The following is a 24,308-nucleotide window of genomic DNA, read 5'->3' on the forward strand; positions in this document are numbered from 1 at the left end:
GCAACGGTGTCGGGCTCCGGCTTATGCGCTTGCGCGAAAAGGGGCTCTGGATCCGGGTCTGTACAAGCTCGCTCGCGCGGCGCATCGCGCACTTTGTGGGGTGTGCATTTCCGGTGTAAAGTTGGGCACCGTCGACTTGAGTTTTCCCCATGTCCGAACCTATGCCAGATCAAGCCAGCCAGGAGACTGCTCGTCTCGTGCTTAGGATGGACGCAGCCATTTCTGCATTCAGGGCGGGGCTGAGGTCGGGGATTCAAGCTCTCGATGCAGAGAGCCCGCTTGTTGCGCGGGAGTCACGCGTCACGCTTTCGCGCGGCGGCATGCCGTTAAGGGGGACAAGCCAAACGGAGCCTCGCGTGCCCCGTCGACCGAACAAGGTGGAACTTGCCGTCCTTACAGCGCTTGCTGACACATACGGCGCTGAAATGCTGACCAATTCCTCCCTTGGCTACGTTTTGCGCCTCTTTGCGAGGATCGGCGGCGTAGCACTTGTTCAACGGCTGCTGTTCGGTGAGTCGGCATCAGATCAGCAACTATCGATGATGCTCACGGCAGCCCGCACTGCGCTGACCCAGGTCTCGACAATCTTCCCGGATGTATTTTTCGCAGATGCCAATGCTGTGATCGTGGGTTTTCGACCGCGTCCGCCGGCGGGATTTTCCGAGTAGAGCGGAAGTAAATGAGCGAGCGCATGCCTGTATGGTCCAGGCGTTAGCGCCACCGCTGATCTACTTAAACGTTTGCGGCACTGACGAGCCACATGACACAGGCAATGAAGCCGTGCAGTTGGCGCTAAAATAATCGCCTTTGAAATGCGTTGGGTCTCCAACGCAAATCCATACGATTCGGTCGTTTGTATCGCACGGCGGCCAAGGCGTCTCTCATTCTCACGGCGGCCCAAATTAATTTTACTGACGGCGTTCTCGGCGCTAGCCTTCATGCGCTCAATATGCCCGAAATACTCGGGGTCGTTGTCGCGCTGGTGCTTGGTGGCATGGTCAAAGGGATTGTCAGCATTGGCGTGCCGCTCGTTGCAATGCCAATCTTGAGTCAATTCTTGCCGATCAAGCAGGCAGTGCTTCTTCTGTCGATGCCAATTATTCTCGGCAACATCCCGCAAGCGCTGGAAGGCGGCGAGATGCTGCCCACCGTTCGCCGGATTGCGGCTCCGCTTGTTGGCACCGTGCTGGGAAATATCGTGGGCGTGACGGTCTTGATTTCACTCGCGCCGCATCGCGCGCAAGCCGCGGCCGGTGGCCTATTGATGCTAGCTGCGCTGTTGTTGCTCGCGGCGCCAAAGCTTACGCTTTCGCCTCGGCTGGCCAGGCCCGCGGGTTTTGTGTTCGGGTTTGGCGCGGCCGTGATGGAAAGTATCGCGTCGGTTCCCGGCCCTTTGCTTGCAATGTATCTGATCGCGACAGGGGCAACTGGCAAGGCATTTACGAAACAGATCGCGATCATTCTCGTTGTGTCGATCGTCACCCTGATTCTCACTTTCAGCGGAGGCGCTCACACGAGCCTGACCGACATCGCTATTTCGACCGCGGCAAGTATTCCCGTCATTATCGGCATCATGCTTGTGCGCCCGCTTCGCGACAAACTGCCGCCGGGCTCATTCCGGATTCTGGTGCTGCTTTTTATACTTGCCGCTGCGTTTCAGATGATCTGGAAGTCACATGTCTTGTAAGGTCCGGGTTTTAGGGACCGGTTGCCAAAAAAGTGGATTTTTTCTTCTCGGCGTGTCGAATTTGATGGTCATCCTTCGTCGTATCAATGGCAGCATGCGGTTTGTCTGCGGATTTGGCCAAACATTGACAGGAGATTTGCCATGACGATTCAAAAGATCACGCCTTTTCTTTGGTACTCGGAGGACGCTGAGGAGGCCTCTGCTTTTTATGTGAATATCTTTCCAGATTCGAGCGTCACCCGGGTCACCGCTGTGTCAAGCGCCGGTTCCACGAAGGTCGTCGAGTTCGTGCTCTTTGGGCAGCCCTTCATCGCCATGAGTTCCGGGCGCCCCGATCCGTTCAATCATTCGATATCCCTCATGGTCAGCTGTGAGGATCAGGAGGAGCTTGACCATTACTGGAACGCGCTTCTCGAGGGCGGTGGTTCACCCGACGCATGCGGCTGGCTGAAAGATCGCTTCGGTGTCTCGTGGCAGATCGTTCCACACGATCTCATCGGGATGATGGCTGACCCCGATCAAGCCAAGGCACGGCGCGTTGCCGAAACCATGATGAAAATGGTGAAGTTCGACGTGGCTGCGCTGACAGCCGCTTATTCGGAAACGACGGATTAACAAAACACCTCGTACATCGTGTGCAGGATAGAGCGTCGGTTAACCTTCTCCGCTTTCAGCCGACGCTTAGCTTATGAGCAGCTCGTGCTTAGCTCGTGCTCATCTCATACGTTTCAGGGACCCCAACGCCGATCGCTCATTTCTCGGCCAGCCTCTTGATGATCGCGGTGGCTTTGAACAGCGTGGCTTGCTCCTTTGCATCGAGTTCCGCGATCACCTGCGACAACCACATCTGCTTCGCCTCGCGATTCTTTTTGCGCAACTGAACGCCCTTTGGCGTCAACGCGATAAGCATCTGCCGCCCGTCGGTAACATGCGGCGTGCGTTTTACGATGCCCATTTTCTCAAGCGACGTAACGGTCGTTCCCATCGACTGCGGCTTCATCCCTTCGGCGCGCGCGAGTGCCGCGGTAGTGGCGGGCCCGTCATTGGCCAGACGCGCCACGACGACCGATTCTGTCATCGAGAGCTCACCGGCATCGGATTCGTTGCGCGTGCGTCGCAAGAGCAGTCCCACCGCTTGCATTAAATCGATGACAGCTTGCTCGAAAGTATTCGTAGGCATGATTTTTCAAACGCGGTCGGGTTGAGCGTCTGTCAATGATGAATGTCATCAGCTAAATTCGCAAGCCTATCTTGCAAGATGAACTTAAAAGGTTAACTTGCAAGTTTAGCTGGTTAGTGAGAATCTTTAACCATGCGTTGGCCTGCCGTTGCCGTGTCGAATCGGCAGACGTGCTACGGAACACATTGACCACCCGCTTGGCGGCACAAGGCGGCCTCAATACACACTGTGATGACGATTGGAGAACCATCAAATGTCTTGGCATCAGTACCTTTCCTACTTCCTGGGCGGAGCGGTTTTTTCCAACGCGATTCCACACTTCGTCAGTGGAATGATGGGTCGGTCTTTTCAGAGTCCATTCGCCACTCCGCGGGGAAAAGGACTGTCCTCTGCAACCGTTAATGTGTTGTGGGGAGCGTTCAACGTCGCGGTGGGTTACCTTCTGATCTTCCGGGTTGGAAATTTCGACATACGTGTCACGGCGGACGCTGGCACCGCCGGTCTTGGTGCGTTGTTCATGGGAATCTTCGCCGCCCGGACGTTCGGGCCTTTTCATGGTGGCTTCCCCGTCAACAGATAACGGGCGATGTGTTTCGCTGAGCGTGTCGGCCACGACGTGAAGGTCAAGCGACAGTACTGGCCGGCATAGAACACGCAAATCAGGAAATCACTAGTCCAGGGCCGGGGATTCTTGCGCCAACGGTGCCGATACTTCACGAGGCGTGTCGTCCTCCTTTTCTTGTCCAACTTCTCCGTGGTCGGAGCGAACCCGCCCAAGCAAGGCAAAGACCAGAACGGCAGCAGCCAGGGTCAGAATAATCGCGACCCAGAGAAGCTTCTTGAACGCGAGGTCATAGGCCATAAGCAGGTGCACGTGATCGAAGCCCGACAGGATCGATTCGGCTTTCGCCAGCGTTCCCGCTGCGAGTTGCGCCGCACCTGATGCCAGCGTATCCGGATTCTGATCGGGCCTGATGTCGGTCAGCGTTTGCCGGGCGAAAAACGCCAGCAACGAACCCACAATGGCCATGGCCGTGCTATCAATCGAGACGCGCAGAGCGCCAAAGATACCAACAGCCATCCCGGCTTTATCGCTAGGGACAACGCTCACGGCTAGGTTGTCCATCAGCCCCCATGGAATGGCGGCGCCCAGGCCAATCAAAAGCAGATCCACGCGCATCAGGATGCCATCGTCTCCGAGTGGCACCTGGGTGAGTAGAAAGAGCCCTGAGACCGAGATGAGCATGCCCAAACCCGAGAGGATGCCAACCGGAATAAAACGGGTCAGCATTGCCGAAAGGAACGGAATAAAAAGCAGCGGCGCTGAGAAATACAGCATCAGTATCCCGGCATCCAGGGCATTGAGCCCTTCAATTCCGATAAACCGCAACGGCAGAATAACGAGCAGCGCAATATACGAATACGCGGTCGCGAGCGGCAGAAGCTGTGCGCCCACGAAGCGCGGATAGCGGAAAAGGCTGAGATCGAGCATGGGATTCAAGACTTTCGTCTCGATCACAACAAACAGGACCAGTGCCAGAGCGCTTGCCAGAAAGAGTCCCAAGACAAGCGGGCCCGTCCATCCATATACCGGGGCTTCAACCACCGCGAAGGTGAAGAGTGTCAGCATGAGGGTGAAGGTGCCGGCGCCGGCCCAGTCGAGGCCATGCACCGAAGCATTCTTGCTGTCCGTCATGAAGAAAATGCACAGTATCAGTGCGATAAAACTGATCAGCGCGCTACTGAGAAAGACCGCGTGCCAACTGGAAAAAGCGATCAGAATGCCGGCCAGAGTCGGGCCGAAGGCGAGGCCTGCGCCAAACGCGATGCCGATAAGGCTGAAAATCCTGACGCGTACCGGGCCTTCGAATTCCTGGGCCAGCATTGACACGCCGCCGGCATAAGCACAAGCAGCCGCAAGACCATGCGGAACGCGAAGGAAGTCAATCCACAACACGCTGGGTGCGAGCGGCATCAACAGCGAAACGATCGTCATGACCAACATGCCAACGAAGAAGATTTTCTTGCGGCCGTAGTGATCGGCAAGCGCACCCGCCACCATCAGGGTACTGCCGCAGGCGAGCATGAAGGCATTGGTGATCCAGGAAAGGGCAACGGTCCCTCCTGCAAGGTCACGACTGATATACGTTTGGGCAGCGGGTCCCGCCGAAAGACTTAAAGGCAAGCTGATGCAGGCCAAAATCACCGCAATGAGAACAAGGGATTTGGCGCGCGCGGATCGCGGCACTGTCGGGGAAGCATTCGTGGTGCGCTGGAGCATCGATAAGATTCCCTAAGGTTCATGCAATACAGGAATGGCGCAACTGCGCCTCTCCCGGTTTTGAGCTTGCATCAATCCTAGGGGTGTCAGCGTTATGGATAAAGAAAGACAATGCGAATTCATCTGTCGGGAAACACGAATAATGGAGGACCTGCTGCAGGGCGTGATTGCATCGCTGACTGCCGCTTAGCAGCGACGCATTTGTGAGTCACTGCCACAGCCCGGCAGCTACTGCGGCCGGAGGCCGCTTTAAATCCACTGATCGTTTTCAACAGTACGCTCGTCCGTCGCGCCGTCGCCCGTGTTCACTACACCTCGCGGCTCGATCAGCAGCATCTTCACTTCCGCGTTTGCGCAGGGCTTGTGCTCGACGCCCTTTGGCACCACCGCCATCTGACCGGCACGCAGCACGATCGAGCCGTCGCCCGAAGGTCCCGCGCGAAAATCGATACGCAATTCGCCTTCGAGCACGATGAACGTTTCGTCGGTATCGGTATGACGGTGCCACTGGAATTCGCCTTCGACCTTCACTACCTTGAACTGATAGTCGTTCATTTCAGCGACAACGCGCGGTTGCCAGTGACCGTCGATCAGCGCGATCTTGGCCGTCAGGTCGATGGACTCGCACTGGCCACGCTCGGCCGGCGCGGTGGTGTGGTTTAAAGCTTGGGATTGCGAATGGGATTGGGATTGGGACATCGTTCTCTCCGTCAGGGGGCAATGCGTCGAGGATACGCAGGCTCCTTGCGGCCGTATTGAACGATTGTGGGTGTTTCAGCCGCGCTGGACGCCGCCCGCGACCTGGAGCCAGCGCCCCGGCGTCAGTCCGAATGTCTTCGCGAAATGCCGCGTCATGTGGCTCTGATCAGCAAAACCCGCGGCCGCAGCGGCGTGAGCGAGTGAGGTGCCTCCGAGCAGCATGCGGCGCACCGCATCAAGGCGCCGCATAGTCAGATACCGATACGGGCTCGTGCCGTAGAACGTACGAAAGTCGTTCGAAAGGCTCCAGCGATCGCGACCCGTCGCCGCTTCGAGTTCGTCGAGCGTAACGACGCGTGCGCAGTCTGCGAGCAGATAGTCGCGTGCGCGCCGCGCCGCGAGGAAGTCGCCTTTTGCGCGTCGTGCGGGCGTGCCGGCAGCGGCGGCAAGCGCGTGCGCCAGTTCGGCGAGTGCATCGCTCTGCTCGAGCGGCTCGAGCGTATAGCCGACGTGCTGCAGCAATGTCGAGGTTGCCGCTGCTAGACGCGGGTCGGTCGTCACGCCGCCTTCGAGGAACGGCAGTGCGCGTCCGCCGAGCACGTCCTGGAAGAGCGCGGGCTCAACGTAGATCATCCGGTACTGGAACCCTTCGTCGGTGCCCGCCTGACCATCGTGAGCCTCGTCGGGGTGCAGCACGATCGTGTTGCCGGGCAAGCTGTTTTGCTGGCTGCGCCGATAACTGAAACTCTGGACGCCAGCCAGCGTGCGGCCAATCGCATAGGTGTCGTGCCGATGCATGGCATACGCGTTGCCGTGAAACCATGCTTCGATACGCTCGACGCCTTCTATCGGCTCGGCGCGCTTCACCCAGTCGGGGCATGAGAGCGGGGCTTGTCGGTTCATGATGGGTCGGCCTTTGATGGCCTTTGATGGCCTTTGATGGCCTTTGATGGCCTGAGGTGTCGCGCGGCGATACGGGCGCTCACGCGCGGTAGGGTACGCAGCGGCTACCTGAATTGTCGCACGGGGCAGCCCACGCGCGATTGATGCCAACACTCGCGACCGCGCGCTCAACTTCAGCCGCTGCATGACATAGTATTAGATTGATTGATACTGCCATCAGACATGCTGTTTTCTTGAATTTGTCTCTCTACACTTGTTTCCGAGGCGACCCACCACGCGCCGTGATAACGAAAGTTTCGGGAGATAAAAGTGAGCACACAGATATTGCTGGAGGATCTTCCTCTGCGCCGCTTCCATCTGCGCGTAGCGTTCAGCGGCACAGGAGGCCAGTTTAGCGACGGCTTCGTGCTGGGGATCATCGGCATCGCGGTAAGCATGGCATCCGTGTCCCTTCATTTGACTCCTCTCTGGATGGGGCTGCTTGGCGCGGCGTCCCTGGCGGGCCTGTTTCTTGGAAGCATGTTCGCGGGTCCGATCGCCGACAAGTACGGCCGCCGTACCATCTTCGCGTTCGACATGTTGTTGTTTGCGGTCATCTCGGCGGCGCAATATTTCGTGACTTCACCGGCACAACTGTTGGTCCTGCGCCTTCTGCTGGGACTGATTCTTGGAGCCGACTACGTCGTAAGCAAATCACTCGTGACCGAGTTTTCGCCACGCCGTTACCGAGGCCGCTTGCTCAGCGTGCTGGCCGCTGCATGGGCTGCGGGCTATGTCGGCGCCTACCTCATCGGGTTCGTTGTTCGTGACATTGGACCCGATGCATGGCGGGTCATGCTTGCTGCGAGCGGGATCCCGGCACTGCTTATTCTTCCATTCCGGCTGGGCGTGCCGGAGTCGCCGATGTGGTTGATGAAACGCGGTCGGCGCGAAGAGGCGCTTGCAATTATTCGTCGTAAATTCGGGCCTGAAGTCATCCTCGCTGAACCGTCAGCCATGTCTCCGCAACGGCGTGGCGCATGGTCGGAATTGCTCTCGCCGCGCTGGCGCAAGAACACGCTGGTCGGTTGCGTTTTCTACACCTGTCAGGTCGTCCCGTACTTTGCGCTAGGCACGTTTTCCCCGAAGGTGCTTCAGGCCCTACAGGTCAAGGACAACTTTGTGGGCGGCCTTATTTATAACGTCCTGCTCTTTGCTGGCGCGATCATTGGTCTTTTGATTGTCGACAAGCTGTCGCGCCGTGCATTCCTCATTGGAACGTTCTACCTCGCGGCGCTGGCCCTGGCGATACTTGCTTACGCGGGGTTTGGGCCGATAGGAACCATGGTCGCCTTCGGTCTCTTCGCCTGCATTCTCTCAGCGGCCGCCAACCTTGAGTTCGTATATCCACCCGAACTCTTTCCGACGCACCTGCGTGCATCGGGAGTTGGACTGGTCGTCGCTTCCAGCCGGTTTGGTTCGGCTATCAGCACGTTCCTTCTTCCGTTGGCGGTGCAGCACGTTGGCATTCACCCGGCACTCGGCGTGTGCGTCGGTGTATTGGTGTTCGGTGGCATCTTCTGCCATGTGTTTGCGCCGGAAACAGGCGGTGAAAACCTGTCGGACATGAAACCCGATCAAAGTAATGAAAGCGAGTCTGCAGCCAGAGGGGGACAGGGTGTCGTGCTTGCCGCTTCTTCGGACGGCAACCGGAGTTAGGAAACGGTTGATGCTCGGTTGATGCTCCGACGCGACGCGCAAGATGACTTATCCTGCGGTGTCATGCAAGGACAACGTTCTGGAAAAACACACCATGTCGCCGAAGCCAATTGATATGCACGCGGTACAAGTATTCGTCGCTGTCGCGGAAGAAGGCAGCATGTCGAGTGCGGCGGCGCGAATGGGGATTTCTCAATCGGGTGTCTCCCAGATCATCCGGCAGCTCGAAGATGAACTCGGCGTAGTGCTCGTCAATCGAACCACCCGGCCGCTGGCGCTGACGCCGTTCGGTATAGCGCTGCGAAACCGCGGCGCAATACTGAGCGAGGAAATCGCGAACCTGAAGGCCCAAGTTGTTGAAGCAGGGCAGGGGATCAGGCCCGACCTGCGTATCGGACTGGTCGACTCGTTTGCAGCGACTTGCGGGTCGGTCTTTACCAAGCGCCTGTTGGGGAAGGTTTCAAAGCTATCCATACGAACCGGATTAAGTCCTCAGCAGGGCGAAGCATTGCTAAGGCGGGACCTGGATCTTATCGTCACCAGCGACGCGCTGATGGATGCCAACGACGTGGTGCGGTACCAGCTCTTCTCAGAGCGATACCTTGTCATCACGCCAAAGGACGAGCACAGGTCCGTGCGGACTGTCGAGGACATTCGTGTCCTCGCAAACTCGCTGCCGATCGTACGCTTCAACCGGACCTCGCAGGTTGGCATGCAGATCGAGCGCTACCTGCGCCGGATCGATCTGCGTATGCCGATCCGTCTGGAACTGGATAACGCCGATGCCCTGACTTCGATGGTTGCCGAGGGGATCGGATGGGCGGTGACTTCGCCGATGTGCCTGCTGCAGGGCGCAGCCTATGCAAGCGCGGTTACCACGCATGTGGTGGACAACCTGGGACTTGAACGCTCGCTTTATCTGGTCGCGCGCCGTGACGAATACAGCGCCTTTTTTGAGGACGCGTGCGACACGGCGCGCGAGGTGATTGAAACGTCTTTCCTGCCCAGGCTGAAAGCACTCGGGCAGGGCATTGAAGAACTGATTACTGTTGGCGAAAGGAACGCACATGAATAAGCTTGCTCACACTGAATCACGCACTGAACGCGACTACGTTGGTGAAGTCTCCATCCCGGGCGACAAACTGTATGGCGTCAATACGGTAAGAGGTGCTGATAATCTAAGTATCTCGCCGCTCAGCATTGCGCACTATCCGCAGTTCCGGGACGCCTTTGCACAATGCAAGTGGGCTGCGGCGTTGGCTAATCGTGACAACGACGTGCTGACTGCGCAGCAGTGTGATGCGATCGTGAACGCGTGTCAGGAAGTTATTGCAGGACGGTTTGATGACTCACTCATCATTGATCTGATGGAAGGGTCCGGCGGAACCTCGACGAACATGAATTTCAACGAGGTCATCGCCAATCGGGCGCAGCAGCATTTAGGGCACGCACCCGGGTCATACGACGTGATCCATCCCAATGACCACGTCAACCGTTCGCAATCGACGAATGACGTTTATCCGGCCGCTCTGAAGATTGCGACGTACGCCATGCTCGGACCGCTCGTTGCGGAGATAGAGCAACTTGCCGCGCACTTCGACACCAAGGCGACAGAGTTCGCCGATATCCTCCATCTTGGCCGTACCTGTCTTCAAGATGCGCAGCCGATGCGACTGGGGCAGGTTTTTGGCGGCTACGCGTCGCTTACCCGGCGTCTGGCGGAAGAGCTCGCGGCCGTACGCGACAAACTGCGCACGCTTCCGCTCGGCGGTACTGCGATCGGTACGGGGTTTGGTGCGCCTGCACGATATCGATCGGCTGTGTATCAGCATCTCTCGAGCATCGCCGGCGTGGACTATGTGGCACCGTCGAACCCGTTCGACGCGATGCAGAATATGGACGTGTTTTCTCGCGTATCAGGCGAACTGCGTACCTGCACTGCGTCTCTCGCGAAGGTCGCGTCGGATCTGACCGTGCTGTCATCCGGGCCGGTAGGGGGGTTGGGAGAATTGCGGCTTCCTGAAGCTCAGGCCGGCTCGTCGATCATGCCGGGCAAAGTTAACCCGGTCTTGCCAATGGCCATGATCCAGTTGAGTTTTGCTGTCATCGGGAATGACGTGGCTGTCTCGCAGGCGGTTCAGTATGGCGAACTGGAAATCAATCACTTCGAGCCCGTTGTGGCGTCCCGTGTGTTCGACAGCATCATGCTGCTGACCCATGGCATCCAACGGTTCGGGCAGAAATGCGTTGCCGGTATCACGGCCGATATCGCGCGAAACGAGCAACACCTGATGGATTCAATGGCGATGGCAACCGCGCTCGTGCCAAAACTTGGCTACGCTCGCGTGAGCAAACTGGCCCGCCAGTCCGTGGCCGAAGGTCGCCCGCTGCGGACCATTCTGGAGGAGTCCGGGCTGCTTGCCGCAGACGATGCGTTGGCCGCTATTCAAGAGGCCTCGCATCCGGTTTTCGGCGTGTAAGCGAGAGTGATCACGGGCACGCGTTGTTGCGAGCCCAGTTGCGGCGCGCAAGCGAAATGGAACGACGGGCGCGCGGTTCTCAAGCGACTTCGACCCGGACTACTTGAGTACTGTCAATGTGGTGCGCGATGCTCCCGGCTGTGTTAACAACAAAGACAGTATCCTTCGGAAACGGTAACAGCGAATCCTCCAATTTCGATGCGCTTGTCGGCGTCCGGACCTTCCCAAAACACTCGGCCAGAGCGATGAACCTGCTTCCCCTGACCGGCAACGTGCGTTGCCGACCCCACGCGCCAATCATTCCGATACGCAACCAACGCGGCGGCACACGCATTTCCCCCACCGCATACGGCGTCTTCAGGAACACCGATAGCAGGAGCGAATGAACGCACTTCATAGTGCACGTCGCTCAAACCCGTTGATCCGAGAACGGTAATACCCGAGACCTGATGAACATCGCTCAGGCTGTTGATCGCGTCGAAGTCGGGACGCAGCCGGTCTACATCCGACGCCGCGGGCAGTTCGACGACTAGCCAGCGCGCACCGGCGTCGACGATGAATATCTGATCCGTCCCGGATGGATGCCTTAGCGCGGCTATTACCGCGGCACCCTCAACGCGATTCACGCTCCGCACGTCGGGAATTGGAGTCTGGAAAAAGATTCGATGCTGATCTTCGACTACTTCCACACGCATTTGCACCAACCCTGCGGGACTGCGCTGGATGAACTTACCGTTTCTTGCTGAAATGATTCCTTTGCTTAGCAAGACATGCGCGACGCCTATAGAGGGATGTCCGGCAAACGGAAGCTCGCGAATAGTTGACCAGATTCTTACGGCGTAGTCCGCTTCCGCCTTCGCTTCCACGCCGCGCGGGAGAATGAACACCGTTTCCGGCAAGCCAAGCCACTGGGCAATCTGTAACATACGCTTAGGTGACGGCTCCACTGAGGGGATGATGATAGCGACCGGGTTGCCTCGGAAGGAATCCTGAGTAAACACGTCCACCAGGTAGAGTTGCGCGTTATTGTTCAAGATGAAGTTCCTGTCTGGTGAGGACCGTGGCGCAATGGCGTGGTTTCTCGTTCACTCGCTCGACCGTAGTTCACGCGCTGTGGCAATCAAGATTGCCGCAGCAGCGACAACGTCTTCACGTGTGACGCCGAGATGGGTCGTTGCACGGATTCTCCCATTGGGCAGCGCGCGAATCCGTACGCCTCGCTCGATTGCACGACGTGCAAAGGTGGCTGCATCGGCCAGCAGGCCCTGCAAGCTGAACAGCACCAGGTTCGATTGAGGAATCAGCGTGCTGAATACAAACGATGGCTCGGCCGACAAAAGTGTCACGAACAACTTGGCGTTCGCATGGTCGTCGGCGAGGCGGTCGACATGATGGTCGAGCGCATAAATCGCAGCAGCCGCCAGCACGCCAGACTGACGCATCGCACCGCCCAGACGATATTTCCACACCCATGCATCGCGAATGAAATCAGCACTGCCGCACAATACCGCGCCAACAGGACATCCCAGGCCCTTGGTGAAGTCGACCCAGGCGCTATCCCATCCTTGCGTATAGTCGCGCATCGGAATACCCGTTGCGCACGTCGCGTTGAACAGGCGGGCTCCGTCAATATGAGTCTTGAGTCCCGCGCCGAGCGCGGCGTCGCGTACGCCACGCAGCGTGTCCAGAGGCCATACGGCGCCGCCGCTGAAGTTGGTTGTCTGCTCGATGCAGACCATCGCGGAGCGCGGTGCCGTGCGTGAGGGAAAACGAATCGCAGCGAGGCATTGATCGGCGGTGAACACGCCGTCTTCGGCGAAAACAGGATTGAGCGCTACACCGGCAATAGCCGCTGCGCCCGCCGCTTCGGTGGTGCAAATGTGCGACTCGGAGTCCGCGATAATCTCATCACCCGGACGCGTATGCACGAGCGTGGCCACGAGGTTGCACATCGTGCCGGAAGGCATGAAGACGGCGGCCGGATAGCCCAGGTCCTCTGCGACCCTCGCACATAGCGCGAGGGTCGTCGGATCTTCATCGGCTTGCTCGTCGCCCACTTCCGCTGCCGCCATGGCCGCACGCATGCCGGCGGTCGGGACAGTTTTCGTGTCGCTGTATAAATCGATAATGCGCGCTTTCTCATGGGTCGGCATGGTGGATCAACGTCACTCGATGGCGGGAATATAAGGACCGTACAACGTATCCGCATCATCTGCAACCGCGCCAGCATCGCTGAATTCCACCGGTGTGAGCGGGCGTCGATTCACATTGAGATGGAATACGTCGAAGCGGTTGTAGTAGCCCACGACGTCCTGGAACTGCTTGGGGACAACGCATTTTGCGAGATCGATGTCCGCGTACACGATGCCTTCTTCATCGCGCAAGGTGTCGCTGATCACGCGACCGTCGGGGCCGAAGATCATCGATACACTTTTGGGCGATTCTTCAAGCAGTTGCCGGGCACGGCTGTTGTCGCGAGAAATCAGGTCGATAGCTTCTGGCGGGAGAAAGCCGGACGCCACTATATTGAACAATTTTCCCTCGAATGAATGGGCGCCCGCGCGAAGGCGGATGGCAGCCTCCAGATCGTATGCCGCCTCGCCCGGGGGATGCGTGGGCCAACGCGGGGAGAACGACGAAATGTGCACGTTTTCGCCTTGAGCCAGCAGCGCAAAACGGGCTAGCGAATTGGTGTTTTCGCCGCAAACGAGTGCGCCGATTTTTCCGATACGGGTATCGACTACACGCAGTCCGCTACCGTCGCCATTGGCCCATGTGAGTTTTTCCCAATAGGTGGGCACCAGTTTTCGATGACGGTTCAACAACCTTCCATCGTCGCCAATGAGCAAGTTCGTATCCCACACGCATGCCGGAGTAATGGGCGTTCCTTCGTTGATGCCGATGGAAACAAAGACGCCGTGGCGACGCGCGGTTTCCTGGAGGCGCCGCACCTCAAGACCCGGCACTTCAATCGCACTGCCGGCCAGGCCCACGAAAAACTCATGCACGTCGACTGGTGCATAGACGCCGGACCAGACAGGAAACGATGAGACGAACGCTTCGGGGAACGCAATCAGTTCGGCGCCATTTCCCGCTGCCTCCGCAATCAGTGCGCAAGCCTTGTCGATGGTGCGGGGGGTATCGAAGTAGTAGGGCGCAACGTGGCACGCCGCAGCGCGGAATGCTGGAAAAGTTTTCATAGTGATTCTCGGTCGTTGATGGCCGAGTATGTAACTGCCTTCGTTCGGCGTCGATATACAGAGCCAGGCGAATTCGTTGGAGCAGTCATGTTTCAAGCAAGCTTGCACGCGATTGCGCCCAGCCGGACAAGCGCGTCCGAGCGTGCACCGTCGATTTCCCCTCCGCAATTAAGGCGCATGTAGTTGCCGAACCGGTCGTCAGGCGCAAACAGGGTTCCGGGTGCAATGGTGATGGCTTCACGCAGTGCAAGGCGGTAGACGTCCATGCTTGATACCGCATCCGGTAGTTGAACCCATAGAAGGTATCCACCGCTTGGCATCGAGATCTGGGTGCCGGCCGGAAAATGCCGCAGTACTAATTGAGCGGTTTTCTCGACCTGGCTTTGACACTTCTTTCGCAGTTGACGAAGGTGATAGTGATACCCGCCGGTGCGAAGATATTCCGCGACCCCTTCCTGAATGAGAAGCGGCTGTCCAATGCTCATGGTGCGCTTGAGCGACACCAGCGTGTCTTGATGCCTGCCCCCGGCAACCCAGCCGATTCGCAACCCGGGCGCCAGCGTTTTAGTCAGGGAGCTGCAAAGCAAGACGTTTCCCGTCAGATCGTAGGACTTGGCCGCCCGCTGGACCGCATCGAAATGAAGATCAGAAAAAGTCGCGTCTTCTATGAGCGGCACGCCAAGACGATCCAGGGAATCAACGAGTGTCTCCTTGGCCTCGGTCGTCATGCTGAGACCGCTGGGATTGCTGACGCTGGTCGAGACAAGGCATGCACCCACGAGATGGTTGGCGGCAACTCTGGCAATCGCGGATAGTGCCGCAACGGGATCGGGAAAGAATGACAATGGCATCGCGATCATGCCAAGCCGTGCAATCGTCGATAAAAATCCGTAGTAAGCGGGAGACTCGACGACGATCAGATCTCCCGGCTTGGCGACGGCTTGCAGGCAGAGACCGAACGCTTCAACACAGCCATTGGTGATCAACAGATCGTCGGGGGCAAGCTGGCAATTCCAGGTGGACGCATGGGAAGCAATGCTTTGACGCAACGCGTTCGATCCCGGTGAAAACGATACCTCGACCAGCAAATCACGATGTCTGCGTGCAGTGGCCGCAATACTGCGGCCCAACGCATCGACGGGGAATAGGTCCTTTCCGCACAGTGCCGTGCCAAATGACACGAACCCCGGCGACTCGTTCAACCAATGCATAGCTTCAACTGATAAGGACTCGTCTGCCTGCTCCGCGCGAAGAATCAGGCCCTCCGGAGCGGTCAGCCGGTGGGCGTTCGAACACACGTAGAAGCCTTTTTGCGGCCGGGCTTCGATCAGCCGGCGGTCCTCCATCAGCCGATAAGCCGCAAGGACGGTGGTGACACTTATGCCGTGCGTCCTGCCCAGTTGCCTGACTGAGGGCAGGCGCTGTCCACCCGACCACAAGCCTCGCGCGATCTCGGCGCTTAGCGTGGCGGCCAGCGATACATGCAGAAATTCGTCACTAGAGGGCATGGAGATGACCGGTTTTGGGAGACTTGCGACGGGGCTTAAGGGCGGTTTTCAACGCATACTAGCCGAAACGCGGCGTGAAAATTGGCGCAACTCGAGATACTGGCCTGAAGGGGCGCCATGGCTCCTGGCCTCGTGCTTGAGGTGGGTTGTGGCGGACTAAAGCCAATATATTGCTCTGCAGCGAATTCTCTGGCTATAAACAGACATCGGCAATAACGCTGGAACAGATCGCGATCGATCTTGTTTGCCGGGTGACTGTTGACGCCCGTTTTCATGTCCGCTATCGCGCAATGGTCGCTGCGTTCACAAGCACCGCTCGCTAAATATCCGCGCCTTAATTTGCATGTCCGCGTAGCTGCTGCGTTGCACAAAAGTTGACTCTTGATACCCTACGGACTTACCCGAATGCAAATTAGTATCAGTTTGCGGTCTCAATTTCAGTGGTGAAATATCCGCGACAGGGCTAACTTGCATACATGGCGTGGCGCAACCCGGTTTATGCGAACCGCCCAAAAAAAGAAGCGGTCAGGAGGAAGACAGATGGACAGCATTCAGAGTGCCACGGTGTGTCAATGCGGAGTGTGCGCCTATTGCCGCGCCGCGCGCACGGACGCCCGGCGCGCGAACATTGTCCAGCCGGACCTCGAACTGGTCGCCGTCCCGCGCGATGAGTCGTTCAAGGTCTGGTCGCACGGTTATCCTTATCGCACGGTGCGCTGGCACTTCCACCCCGAATACGAAATCCAGGTCATTACGTCGACAACGGGCAAATACTTTGTAGGCGATTACATCGGCAACTTTGCGCCCGGCAATCTCGTGATGACCGGAACGAATCTGCCGCACAACTGGGTGAGCAATGTGTCGCCGGGCGAGCGTGTGGACGAACGCTGTCTTATCCTGCAATTCGATGCCGAGGTTGTCGCGAACGCCATCAAGGTGTTCCCGGAGCTCAAGTGCGTGGAGTCCTTACTCGATGCATCGCGTTGGGGCGTGCTGTTCACACCGAAAACGGGCGCGGCCGCCGAACCAATCATGCGCGAGATGCTGGGCGCGCAAGGCATGCGGCGCATCACGCTGTTTATTGAGTTGCTTGACTTGCTCGTGCACAGCGCGGAACAAGTCAAGCTTGCGAGCGCCGCTTATCGTGCGGACCCGACGCGTTATGCCGAGACGCGCATCAATCATGTGCTTTCTTATATTGGCAAGAACCTGTCGCAAGAGTTGCGCGAAACAGAGTTGGCCGAACTCGCCGGACAAAGCGCCAGCGCCTTTTCGCGATATTTCCGCCGCCATACCGGTGTGCCGTTCGTGCAGTATGTGAACCGGCTGCGCATTAACCTCGCTTGCCAATTGCTGATGTCGGGCGAACTCACTATTACTGATATCTGCTATCAGGTCGGCTTTAATAATCTCTCGAATTTCAACCGTCAGTTCCTGTTGCTCAAGGAGATGTCGCCGTCGCGATGGCGCGCATACCAGCAGCTCAATGCTGCAAGCGCGACTGAATCGTCCGATGCTGAGCCCGCTTTGGAAGCGCTCGGCTAGCGCGTGTTTTCGCAGGCAGACCGTAGAGAGCGGCCTCAATAAATGTATTGTGTACTACAGAGTATATGGAAACTGGTTGGGATGCCGGCACCAATAGAAAAACGAACGAAGTTAAACAAGAAGCCTCACCCGCGGCCAAAATAAAGTCCAAGTAAAACCTAAGTAAAACCCAAGCAAGGCCCAAGCAAGGCCCAAGCAAGGCCCAACCACGGCAGCATCCGCGCCGGAATTTTTAAAAAAACGGAGACATTCGATGACCAGACTTTCGAACCAACTGATTGGCGCCAGCGTGCTAGGCCTGAGCGTTAGCCTTAGCTTGTTGAACAGCACGGCGGCCATGGCTGCGCCCAGCGGCACGGTCGCCTTCCTGATGCCCGACCAGGCATCGACACGCTACGAACAGCACGACTTCCCGGGCTTCAAGGCCGAAATGACGAAGCTCTGCCCGGACTGCAAGGTGCTCTATCAGAACGCCAATGCCGACGTCTCGACGCAGCAGCAGCAGTTCAACTCGGTGATCGCGCAAGGCGCGAAAGTGATCGTCCTCGATCCGGTGGATTCCACTGCTGCCGCGTCTTTGGTCCATATGGCGCAGGGCCAGGGTATCAAGGTTATCGCCTATGACCGGCCTGTGCCTTCGACACCGGCCAACTACTACGTGTCGTTCGACAACGAAGGCATCGGCAAGTCCATCGCGCAATCGCTGGTCCAGCACCTGAAAGACACGGGCGTGTCGACAGCCAAGGGCGGCGTGCTTGAGGTCAATGGTTCACCGACCGACGCGGCAGCGGGACTGATCAAGAAGGGCATCCATGCCGGCCTGGCGGGCAGTGGCTACAAGACGCTGGCCGAGTACGACACGCCGGACTGGGCGCCGCCGAAGGCCCAGCAATGGGTCAGCGGGCAGATCACGCGCTTTGGCTCGCAGATTGTTGGTGTCGTGGCGGCGAACGACGGCACGGGCGGCGGGGCTGTGGCGGCTTTCAAGGCAGCGGGCGTCAACCCCGTGCCGCCGGTGACCGGCAACGACGCGACGCTCGCCGGACTCCAGTTGATCATCGCGGGCGACGAGTACAACACGATCCTGAAGCCGAGCGAGATCGTCGCGGCCGCTGCGGCGAAGGTGGCTGTCGGCTTCCTGTCAGGCCAAACCCCGAAGGGTGAAACGACGCTCTTCAACACGCCGTCGCAGCTCTTCAAGCCCGCGGTCATTACGGCGCAGAACCTCAAGGCGGAAGTCGTCGACAAGGGCTTCGCGAGCGCCAAGGACCTGTGCACCGACCGCTACGCCGAAGGCTGCAAGAAACTGGGCATCACGAACTGAACCGTGACGAACTGATCCAGCAGCAATGCTGGACGGGATCCGGCTCGCGCCGGGTCTCTCTACTTTCAATGAGGTATCCGTCCCATGACTGACAACCCCACAACACGATCCGAGCGCGGCGAACTGGTGCTGAGCCTGCGCGGCGTCTCGAAGCACTTCGGAGCGGTCTCAGCCCTGACGGACATCGATCTCGACGTGCACGCCGGCGAAGTGGTTGCCCTGGTCGGCGACAACGGCGCCGGGAAATCGACGCTGGTGAAGGTACTCGCCGGCGTCCATCAACCCAGCACCGGCACGATCACTTTCGGCGGCAAGGAGGTCACGCTGTCCAATCCCGGCGCGGCGCTCGATCTCGGCATCGCCACGGTGTTCCAGGACCTCGCGCTGTGCGAAAACCTCGATGTCGTCGCGAACATCTACCTTGGGCGCGAGATGAATCCGTTGCGCCTCGACGAGGTCGCGATGGAGGTGAAGGCCTGGACGCTGCTCAACGAACTGTCGGCTCGCATTCCAAGCGTGCGCGACGTGGTTGCCTCGCTCTCGGGCGGGCAGCGCCAGACCGTGGCGATCGCACGCTCGCTGCTGCTGGACCCGAAGCTGATCATGCTCGATGAGCCGACGGCGGCGCTGGGCGTGGCCCAGACCGCCGAGGTGCTGAACCTGATCGAGCGGGTGCGCGACCGCGGTCACGCGGTGATCATGATCAGCCACAACATGGAGGACGTGCGCGCCGTGGCCGACAGGATCGTGGTGCTGCGTCTCGGCCGCAACAACGGCATCTTCTATCCCGACTCATCGAATCAAGAGTTGGTGGCCGCGATTACTGGCGCCACCGAAAACGCTGTGTCGCGCCGCGCCGGCCGCCGTCAGGCCGAACAGAGCGTCTAGACCCAAGGAACGATCATGAGCAATGAAATGCAAGACGCGCCGAAGCCGTCCACGCTGCTCGACCGCAGCGATATCCGCGTCAAGCACGCGACGGGGATCAGCGGCGCCGTTGGCGCCTTCGTCGAACGGGTGCGCTCGGGCGATCTGGGATCTCTGCCGGTCATCGCGGGCCTGGTCATTATCTGGACCGTGTTCACGAGCCTGAACCCTGTATTTCTCTCAGCCAACAACCTGGTGAATTTGCTGTTCGACTGCTCGACGGTCGGCGTGATTTCGCTGGGCATAGTTTGCGTGCTGATGGTGGGACAGATCGACCTGTCAGTGGGTTCCATGAGCGGCTTTGCGTCGGCCATGGTAGGCATGCTCTGGGTCAATCATGGCTGGCCGGTGCTGCTGGCCATAGCCGCTGCCATCGTGGTTGGCGCGCTGGTCGGCGCCATCTACGCGCTGCTGCTCACCCGGCTCGGCATGCCGAGCTTCGTCGCGACGCTGGCAGGGTTGCTCGCTATCCTCGGGATGCAGTTATACGTGCTGGGCGCTACCGGGTCGATCAACCTGCCCTACGACTCGGCGCTGGTGAATCTCGGGCAACTCATCATCATCCCCGCTGCCGTTTCGTATCTCCTCGCGCTGGCGCCGGGCGCGGTGATGTTGCTGCTCGGGATGCGCACCCGTGAGCGCCGTCGCGCGTCCAATCTCTCTGCGCCGTCGGTGGGCAGCCTGCTCGTGCGGAGCCTGGCCATCACCGTACTGCTGGAGATCGTGGTTGCTTACCTTAACCAGGGACGAGGCGTGCCACTGATGTTCGGCGTCTTCCTCGGCCTCGCGGTGGCAATGGATTACGCGCTCAAGAGGACGCGCTGGGGCCGGTCGATGAACGCAGTCGGCGGCAATCACGAGGCAGCAAGGCGAGCAGGTATCAATGTCGGCGCCATCTACATGAGTGCCTTTGTGCTGTGCGCCAGTTTTGCGGCGCTCGGCGGCGTGCTGACAGCGGCACGGCTTGCCTCGGCCAGCCAGCAGGCCGGCAGCGGCGACGTGAACCTGAACGCCATTGCAGCGGCGGTGATCGGTGGTACGAGCCTGTTCGGCGGCCGAGGCAGCGCGTATTCAGCAGTGCTGGGCATTATCGTGATCCAGTCGATCGCGAGCGGCCTGACGTTGCTGAACCTGTCGTCCTCGCTGCGTTTCATGATCACCGGCGCGGTGCTGGCGATTGCGGTGATCGTCGACTCGCTCGCCCGGCAGTCCCGCGTCTCGCACGGCCGCGCGTAATTTCAGCAACTCTGGAGAGCAGTAAATGACTGACACGATGAAAGGAAAGGTTGCCGCCATCACGGGCGCAGCATCGGGTATTGGCCTCGAGTGCGCGCGCACTCTGCTCGCGGAAGGCGCGAAGGTCGTGTTGATCGACCGGGCAAAGGACAGGCTCACGCAACTGTGCGCAGAACTGGGGCCGAACGCGTTTCCGCTGGTCGTGGATCTGTTGCAGCCGGCGGAAGTTTCCGCGTTGCTGCCTAAGATCCTCGACCTTGCCGGCGGCCTCGACATCTTCCATGCGAACGCTGGCGCCTACGTTGGCGGCGACGTGCTGGACGGAAATCCAGACGAGTGGGATCGCATGCTGAACCTCAACATCAACGCCGCGTTCCGATCGGTCCACGCCGTGTTGCCGCACATGGTCGCGCAGAAATCGGGCGATATCATCTTCACCAGTTCGATCGCGGGCGTCGTGCCCGTCGTATGGGAGCCGATCTACACCGCCTCCAAGTTCGCGGTGCAGGCCTTCGTCCACACGATCCGGCGCCAGCTTTCCAAACATGGTGTGCGCGTGGGCGCAGTGCTTCCGGGCCCGGTCGTCACCGCGCTGCTCGACGACTGGCCAAAGGCGAAGATGGACGAGGCGCTCGCCTCGGGTAGCCTGATGCAGCCCAAGGAGGTCGCCGACGCGGTACTCTTCATGTTGACGCGGCCGCGTAATGTGACCATCCGCGATCTCGTGATCCTTCCTAACAGCGTTGATCTCTGAAACGCGTGACAGGGGCGAGTTCGGTTTGCGCGTGATTTGTGCCTGATGCCGCTCGCGGTTTACCTGAAACACCTCCCGTAACAAGCATTGAGCAGGCAGTGAGCTATGACCTCAGATAACCCGACCACCGGGGCGACAGGCAGCAAGGACGATGCACGTTACATCGTTGGCGTGGACGTAGGCACGGGCAGCGCCCGGGCAGGAATCTTTGACCTGGCAGGCCGCATGTTGGCCACGGCCAAGCGTGACATCACCCTGTTCCATGCGAGCGGCTCCATCGTCGAGCAGTCGAGCAGCGAGATCTGGAACGCCGTCTGTCAATCTGTGAAGGATGCACTGTCGCAGGCCGCGGTGTCGCCTGATCAGGTGGCGGGGATCGGGTTCGACGCGACCTGCTCGCTCGTCGTACTGGGTGACGGCGGGCAGCCTTTGCCCGTGGGTCCCTCGGAGCAAGCTGAACGCGACATCATCGTCTGGATGGATCATCGTGCGCTGGAGCAAGCGGAGCGCATCAACGCGACGGGCCACGATGTACTTAAATTTGTCGGCGGCAAGATCTCGCCTGAAATGGAGACGCCAAAGCTGCTGTGGCTCCTCGAGAACAGGCCGAGCGTCTTCGCGGCGGCGTGGCAATTCTTCGATCTGACTGACTTCCTGACCTGGCGCGCGACCGGGGATCTGTCGCGCTCCACCTGCACGGTTACTTGCAAATGGACCTACCTGGCGCACGAACGGCGCTGGGACGAGAGCTACTTTCGCAGCGTCGGCCTGGGCGTGCTGGCGGACGAGGCTTTTGCGCGCATCGGCCAGTCTGTTGTCGACCCGGGAACGCCGTTGGGGAACGGGCTAACAGCGGATGCGGCTGCGGAGCTCGGCCTGCGAGCCGGTACGCCGGTCGCGACCGGCGTGATCGATGCGCATGCCGGTGGAATCGGTACGGTGGGCGCCGATGGTGAAGCCGAGTCCAACCTCGGTTACGTCTTCGGCACGTCATCGTGCACGATGACCACCACCCGCAGTCCGGTCTTCGTACCCGGCGTGTGGGGGCCCTATTTTTCGGCGATGGTGCCCGATGCATGGCTCAACGAAGGCGGGCAATCGGTGGCGGGCGCCGCGATCGAACAACTGCTTTCGATGCACCCCGCGACGCCCGATGCCCGACATCAAGCGGAGCAAGCGGACCAGTCTCTACCCGTGTTGCTGGCTAGTCTCGCGGCTCAGGCGGCGGACAGTTTGTCGGGGACCGTGTTGCTCGCCAAGGGCTTGCATGTCGTGCCGGAGTTCCTCGGGAATCGTGCGCCGCTCGCCGACCCGCACGCGCGAGCTGTGATTGCAGGCCTTGGAATGGAGAATGACCTGGACAGTCTGGTCGCTCTTTATATCGCCGGCATTTGCAGTATTGGTTATGGCCTTCGCCAGATTATCGAAGCGCAGACTTTGGCCGGCGCCCCGATCGAGCGGGTGGTCATTAGCGGCGGCGCGGGGCGACTCGATCTCGTCCGGCAACTGCTCGCCGATGCAACGGGAAAGCCCGTGCTTGCCACGCAAGCGGAAGAACCCGTCCTGCTGGGTGCCGCGATGTTAGGCGCAGTGGCAGGCGGCCTGTTCGACGATGTTCGCTCGGCGATGACCAGGATGTCGCACATCAGCAAGACCTACGAGCCGGACGCAGGCGATATCGCGGCACTGCATGAAGCGCGGTTTCGCGCGTTCAAGCAGTTGCAGAGCGTGGCGAGGGAAATTCGTTAGATTCACGCGGTAGACCTACGACGGCCCGGCATTGATGGCTACGTTGAAGCAAACCGTTGAGGCGGCTCCCTGTCCAGTTCTGCCTCGATGAATTCGACAAAAGCGCGGGCCGCCATACGGGTCGTTCGCCCCATCGGAAAATAAGCATGTACTGGAAGCTCGGCCATTTTCCATTCGGGCAGCAAACGCACGAGCGCCCCAACGTCGAGCTCAGACTGACAGGCCCATGAAGTCGTCGAGACAATCCCAAGGCCGGCTATTGCCGCGGCAAGCGCGCCAGCCGTGTCGTTAGTTGAAACATGCGATTGCAGGTCGATCGACGTGGTCTGGCCATCTCGCTCGAATTGCCATGAAGTCGCATGCGCGCCCGCTGGTCCGCCGACGACCCGATGCGCCGTAAGCTCCTCCGGCCACGCTGGCGCGCCATACCGGTCAAGATAGGCTGGGGAAGCCACGACCACACGATGCATTTTCCCAATCAACCGGGCGGTGCCCGTAGAGTCCGGCAGACTGCCCACGCGGATGCCGACATCAACTGCTTCGCGAATCATGTCCTGCCACCGATCGTCGAGCATGATGTCGAGCTTGAGCAATGGGTGACGTTCGGTGAAAACCGGAAGGCGCGGCATGATCACACGGGTGGCCATCGTTGAAGGCATGGCGAGGCGCAACACGCCACGTAGTTCTCCCGTCTCGCGAACGCTGTTCTCCGCGTCGTCGATTGCGGCCAAAATCGGCTCCATGCGGGCAAGAAACTCCAGCCCCGCTTCGGTCGGCACGACAGCCCGGGTTGTCCGTGTGAGCAAGCGGGCGCCGAGGCCCGCTTCGAGTTCGGCGACCATCCTCGAGACCTGTGATTGCGCCAGCCCGCTTTCCCGCGCGGCGGCCGAAAAGCTGCCCAGCCGGGCGACCCGGGTGTAAAGCCTGAATGTCAGGACGTCCTTCAAGCTTGCCTCCTTTTCCAGCGACCATCGGCAATCAATAACCGGCGCTCCACCACGCTTTCCATGCTGACTCAGCATAAATGTTAGCCGAACTCGGGGACTACCGAGATAAACGCCGCCGCGCCACATTACGCATGTGGTTCGGCAGCGATTATCAACTATCCGCTGAAAGAGTCAGCGCTTTGCTCTGGTG

General features: G+C 59.4%; 22 protein-coding genes. 13 read left to right on the plus strand and 9 right to left on the minus strand.

Annotated features, from left to right (window positions below):
- Positions 1-356 precede the first annotated feature (356 nt).
- The 3 genes from GSQ93_RS06215 (at position 357) to GSQ93_RS06225 (ending at position 2,302) form a co-directional block, all read left to right on the plus strand.
- Entirely contained in the window at positions 357-668 is a 312-nt protein-coding gene (locus GSQ93_RS06215) for a hypothetical protein (protein WP_158934753.1), read from the plus strand.
- Between the two features lie 281 nt (positions 669-949).
- Positions 950-1,687, plus strand: a complete 738-nt coding sequence (locus tag GSQ93_RS06220) for a sulfite exporter TauE/SafE family protein (protein ID WP_158934754.1) — start codon at positions 950-952, stop codon at positions 1,685-1,687.
- Positions 1,688-1,828: 141 nt separating this feature from the next.
- Complete coding sequence (locus tag GSQ93_RS06225; protein WP_158934755.1) at positions 1,829-2,302, plus strand: VOC family protein; 474 nt, start codon at positions 1,829-1,831, stop codon at positions 2,300-2,302.
- Positions 2,303-2,438: 136 nt separating this feature from the next.
- Here the strand turns inward: GSQ93_RS06225 and GSQ93_RS06230 are convergent, their stop codons facing one another.
- Positions 2,439-2,867, minus strand: coding sequence for a MarR family winged helix-turn-helix transcriptional regulator (locus tag GSQ93_RS06230; protein WP_158934756.1), 429 nt, complete (start codon positions 2,865-2,867; stop codon positions 2,439-2,441).
- A 253-nt stretch (positions 2,868-3,120) separates the two neighbouring features.
- On the opposite strand from GSQ93_RS06230, the gene GSQ93_RS06235 reads away from it, so the two are divergent.
- Positions 3,121-3,447: a hypothetical protein gene (locus GSQ93_RS06235; protein WP_158934757.1), complete on the plus strand. Its 327-nt coding sequence runs from the start codon at positions 3,121-3,123 to the stop codon at positions 3,445-3,447.
- Between the two features lie 90 nt (positions 3,448-3,537).
- On the opposite strand, the gene GSQ93_RS06240 is transcribed toward GSQ93_RS06235, so the two are convergent.
- The 3 genes from GSQ93_RS06240 to GSQ93_RS06250 all read right to left on the minus strand — a co-directional run bounded on the left by GSQ93_RS06240 (position 3,538) and on the right by GSQ93_RS06250 (position 6,750).
- Positions 3,538-5,148, minus strand: coding sequence for an MFS transporter (locus GSQ93_RS06240; protein ID WP_158934758.1), 1,611 nt, complete (start codon positions 5,146-5,148; stop codon positions 3,538-3,540).
- A 249-nt stretch (positions 5,149-5,397) separates the two neighbouring features.
- A complete protein-coding gene (locus GSQ93_RS06245) occupies positions 5,398-5,847 on the minus strand; it encodes a cupin domain-containing protein (RefSeq protein WP_158934759.1) in 450 nt (149 codons plus the stop codon).
- A gap of 75 nt (positions 5,848-5,922) precedes the next feature.
- On the minus strand, positions 5,923-6,750 hold the full coding sequence (locus GSQ93_RS06250; protein WP_158934760.1) for an AraC family transcriptional regulator: 828 nt from the start codon (positions 6,748-6,750) through the stop codon (positions 5,923-5,925).
- A gap of 309 nt (positions 6,751-7,059) precedes the next feature.
- Between GSQ93_RS06250 and GSQ93_RS06255 the strand changes: the two genes are divergently transcribed.
- The 3 genes from GSQ93_RS06255 to GSQ93_RS06265 are packed head-to-tail and all read left to right on the plus strand — an operon-like array spanning position 7,060 to position 10,928.
- On the plus strand, positions 7,060-8,448 hold the full coding sequence (locus tag GSQ93_RS06255; protein ID WP_158934761.1) for an MFS transporter: 1,389 nt from the start codon (positions 7,060-7,062) through the stop codon (positions 8,446-8,448).
- Between the two features lie 43 nt (positions 8,449-8,491).
- Entirely contained in the window at positions 8,492-9,523 is a 1,032-nt protein-coding gene (locus GSQ93_RS06260; RefSeq protein WP_216857578.1) for a LysR family transcriptional regulator, read from the plus strand.
- Positions 9,516-10,928: an aspartate ammonia-lyase gene (locus tag GSQ93_RS06265; RefSeq protein WP_158934762.1), complete on the plus strand. Its 1,413-nt coding sequence runs from the start codon at positions 9,516-9,518 to the stop codon at positions 10,926-10,928. Before GSQ93_RS06260 ends, GSQ93_RS06265 begins: the two co-directional genes overlap by 8 nt.
- Positions 10,929-11,071: 143 nt before the next feature.
- Here GSQ93_RS06265 and GSQ93_RS06270 read toward each other — a convergent pair whose 3' ends face one another.
- The 4 genes from GSQ93_RS06270 to GSQ93_RS06285 form a co-directional block, all read right to left on the minus strand.
- On the minus strand, positions 11,072-11,962 hold the full coding sequence (locus GSQ93_RS06270) for a PhzF family phenazine biosynthesis protein (RefSeq protein WP_158934763.1): 891 nt from the start codon (positions 11,960-11,962) through the stop codon (positions 11,072-11,074).
- A gap of 51 nt (positions 11,963-12,013) precedes the next feature.
- Positions 12,014-13,081 (minus strand): low specificity L-threonine aldolase, encoded by a 1,068-nt coding sequence (locus GSQ93_RS06275; protein ID WP_216857579.1) that lies wholly within the window; start codon positions 13,079-13,081, stop codon positions 12,014-12,016.
- Between the two features lie 12 nt (positions 13,082-13,093).
- Positions 13,094-14,128 carry a carbon-nitrogen hydrolase family protein gene (locus GSQ93_RS06280; RefSeq protein WP_158934764.1) on the minus strand — a complete coding sequence of 345 codons (1,035 nt, stop codon included), beginning with the start codon at positions 14,126-14,128 and terminating at the stop codon, positions 13,094-13,096.
- A 92-nt stretch (positions 14,129-14,220) separates the two neighbouring features.
- Positions 14,221-15,636: a PLP-dependent aminotransferase family protein gene (locus GSQ93_RS06285; protein ID WP_158934765.1), complete on the minus strand. Its 1,416-nt coding sequence runs from the start codon at positions 15,634-15,636 to the stop codon at positions 14,221-14,223.
- Between the two features lie 540 nt (positions 15,637-16,176).
- Between GSQ93_RS06285 and GSQ93_RS06290 the strand changes: the two genes are divergently transcribed.
- From GSQ93_RS06290 to GSQ93_RS06315, 6 genes are all read left to right on the plus strand, one after another.
- The gene (locus GSQ93_RS06290; protein ID WP_158934766.1) at positions 16,177-17,181 is read left to right on the plus strand and encodes an AraC family transcriptional regulator; all 1,005 of its coding nucleotides are present in this window, start codon (positions 16,177-16,179) and stop codon (positions 17,179-17,181) included.
- A 253-nt stretch (positions 17,182-17,434) separates the two neighbouring features.
- On the plus strand, positions 17,435-18,505 hold the full coding sequence (locus GSQ93_RS06295; RefSeq protein WP_158934767.1) for a sugar ABC transporter substrate-binding protein: 1,071 nt from the start codon (positions 17,435-17,437) through the stop codon (positions 18,503-18,505).
- Between the two features lie 84 nt (positions 18,506-18,589).
- Positions 18,590-19,393 carry an ATP-binding cassette domain-containing protein gene (locus GSQ93_RS06300; RefSeq protein ID WP_158934768.1) on the plus strand — a complete coding sequence of 268 codons (804 nt, stop codon included), beginning with the start codon at positions 18,590-18,592 and terminating at the stop codon, positions 19,391-19,393.
- A gap of 15 nt (positions 19,394-19,408) precedes the next feature.
- On the plus strand, positions 19,409-20,668 hold the full coding sequence (locus tag GSQ93_RS06305) for a sugar ABC transporter permease (RefSeq protein WP_158934769.1): 1,260 nt from the start codon (positions 19,409-19,411) through the stop codon (positions 20,666-20,668).
- A gap of 25 nt (positions 20,669-20,693) precedes the next feature.
- The gene (locus GSQ93_RS06310; RefSeq protein WP_158934770.1) at positions 20,694-21,422 is read left to right on the plus strand and encodes an SDR family oxidoreductase; all 729 of its coding nucleotides are present in this window, start codon (positions 20,694-20,696) and stop codon (positions 21,420-21,422) included.
- 105 nt (positions 21,423-21,527) lie between these two features.
- On the plus strand, positions 21,528-23,171 hold the full coding sequence (locus GSQ93_RS06315) for an FGGY-family carbohydrate kinase (protein ID WP_158934771.1): 1,644 nt from the start codon (positions 21,528-21,530) through the stop codon (positions 23,169-23,171).
- Positions 23,172-23,209: 38 nt separating this feature from the next.
- Here GSQ93_RS06315 and GSQ93_RS06320 read toward each other — a convergent pair whose 3' ends face one another.
- Positions 23,210-24,118 (minus strand): LysR family transcriptional regulator, encoded by a 909-nt coding sequence (locus GSQ93_RS06320; RefSeq protein WP_158934772.1) that lies wholly within the window; start codon positions 24,116-24,118, stop codon positions 23,210-23,212.
- Between the last annotated feature and the right edge of the window lie 190 nt (positions 24,119-24,308).

It is taken from the genome of Burkholderia sp. S171, from assembly GCF_009766085.1.
Classification (GTDB): domain Bacteria; phylum Pseudomonadota; class Gammaproteobacteria; order Burkholderiales; family Burkholderiaceae; genus Caballeronia.

What these genes read in the sequence shown, in the direction of transcription:
- GSQ93_RS06315 (WP_158934771.1), top strand. Translation starts at nt 21,528, where the DNA reads ATGACCTCAGATAACCCGACCACCGGGGCGACAGGCAGCAAGGACGAT.
- GSQ93_RS06240 (WP_158934758.1), bottom strand. Translation starts at nt 5,148, where the DNA reads ATGCTCCAGCGCACCACGAATGCTTCCCCGACAGTGCCGCGATCCGCG.
- GSQ93_RS06235 (WP_158934757.1), top strand. Translation starts at nt 3,121, where the DNA reads ATGTCTTGGCATCAGTACCTTTCCTACTTCCTGGGCGGAGCGGTTTTT.
- GSQ93_RS06225 (WP_158934755.1), top strand. Translation starts at nt 1,829, where the DNA reads ATGACGATTCAAAAGATCACGCCTTTTCTTTGGTACTCGGAGGACGCT.
- GSQ93_RS06310 (WP_158934770.1), top strand. Translation starts at nt 20,694, where the DNA reads ATGACTGACACGATGAAAGGAAAGGTTGCCGCCATCACGGGCGCAGCA.
- GSQ93_RS06290 (WP_158934766.1), top strand. Translation starts at nt 16,177, where the DNA reads ATGGACAGCATTCAGAGTGCCACGGTGTGTCAATGCGGAGTGTGCGCC.
- GSQ93_RS06295 (WP_158934767.1), top strand. Translation starts at nt 17,435, where the DNA reads ATGACCAGACTTTCGAACCAACTGATTGGCGCCAGCGTGCTAGGCCTG.
- GSQ93_RS06275 (WP_216857579.1), bottom strand. Translation starts at nt 13,081, where the DNA reads ATGCCGACCCATGAGAAAGCGCGCATTATCGATTTATACAGCGACACG.
- GSQ93_RS06260 (WP_216857578.1), top strand. Translation starts at nt 8,492, where the DNA reads ATGACTTATCCTGCGGTGTCATGCAAGGACAACGTTCTGGAAAAACAC.
- GSQ93_RS06245 (WP_158934759.1), bottom strand. Translation starts at nt 5,847, where the DNA reads ATGTCCCAATCCCAATCCCATTCGCAATCCCAAGCTTTAAACCACACC.
- GSQ93_RS06230 (WP_158934756.1), bottom strand. Translation starts at nt 2,867, where the DNA reads ATGCCTACGAATACTTTCGAGCAAGCTGTCATCGATTTAATGCAAGCG.
- GSQ93_RS06250 (WP_158934760.1), bottom strand. Translation starts at nt 6,750, where the DNA reads ATGAACCGACAAGCCCCGCTCTCATGCCCCGACTGGGTGAAGCGCGCC.
- GSQ93_RS06305 (WP_158934769.1), top strand. Translation starts at nt 19,409, where the DNA reads ATGAGCAATGAAATGCAAGACGCGCCGAAGCCGTCCACGCTGCTCGAC.
- GSQ93_RS06280 (WP_158934764.1), bottom strand. Translation starts at nt 14,128, where the DNA reads ATGAAAACTTTTCCAGCATTCCGCGCTGCGGCGTGCCACGTTGCGCCC.
- GSQ93_RS06300 (WP_158934768.1), top strand. Translation starts at nt 18,590, where the DNA reads ATGACTGACAACCCCACAACACGATCCGAGCGCGGCGAACTGGTGCTG.
- GSQ93_RS06265 (WP_158934762.1), top strand. Translation starts at nt 9,516, where the DNA reads ATGAATAAGCTTGCTCACACTGAATCACGCACTGAACGCGACTACGTT.
- GSQ93_RS06220 (WP_158934754.1), top strand. Translation starts at nt 950, where the DNA reads ATGCCCGAAATACTCGGGGTCGTTGTCGCGCTGGTGCTTGGTGGCATG.
- GSQ93_RS06285 (WP_158934765.1), bottom strand. Translation starts at nt 15,636, where the DNA reads ATGCCCTCTAGTGACGAATTTCTGCATGTATCGCTGGCCGCCACGCTA.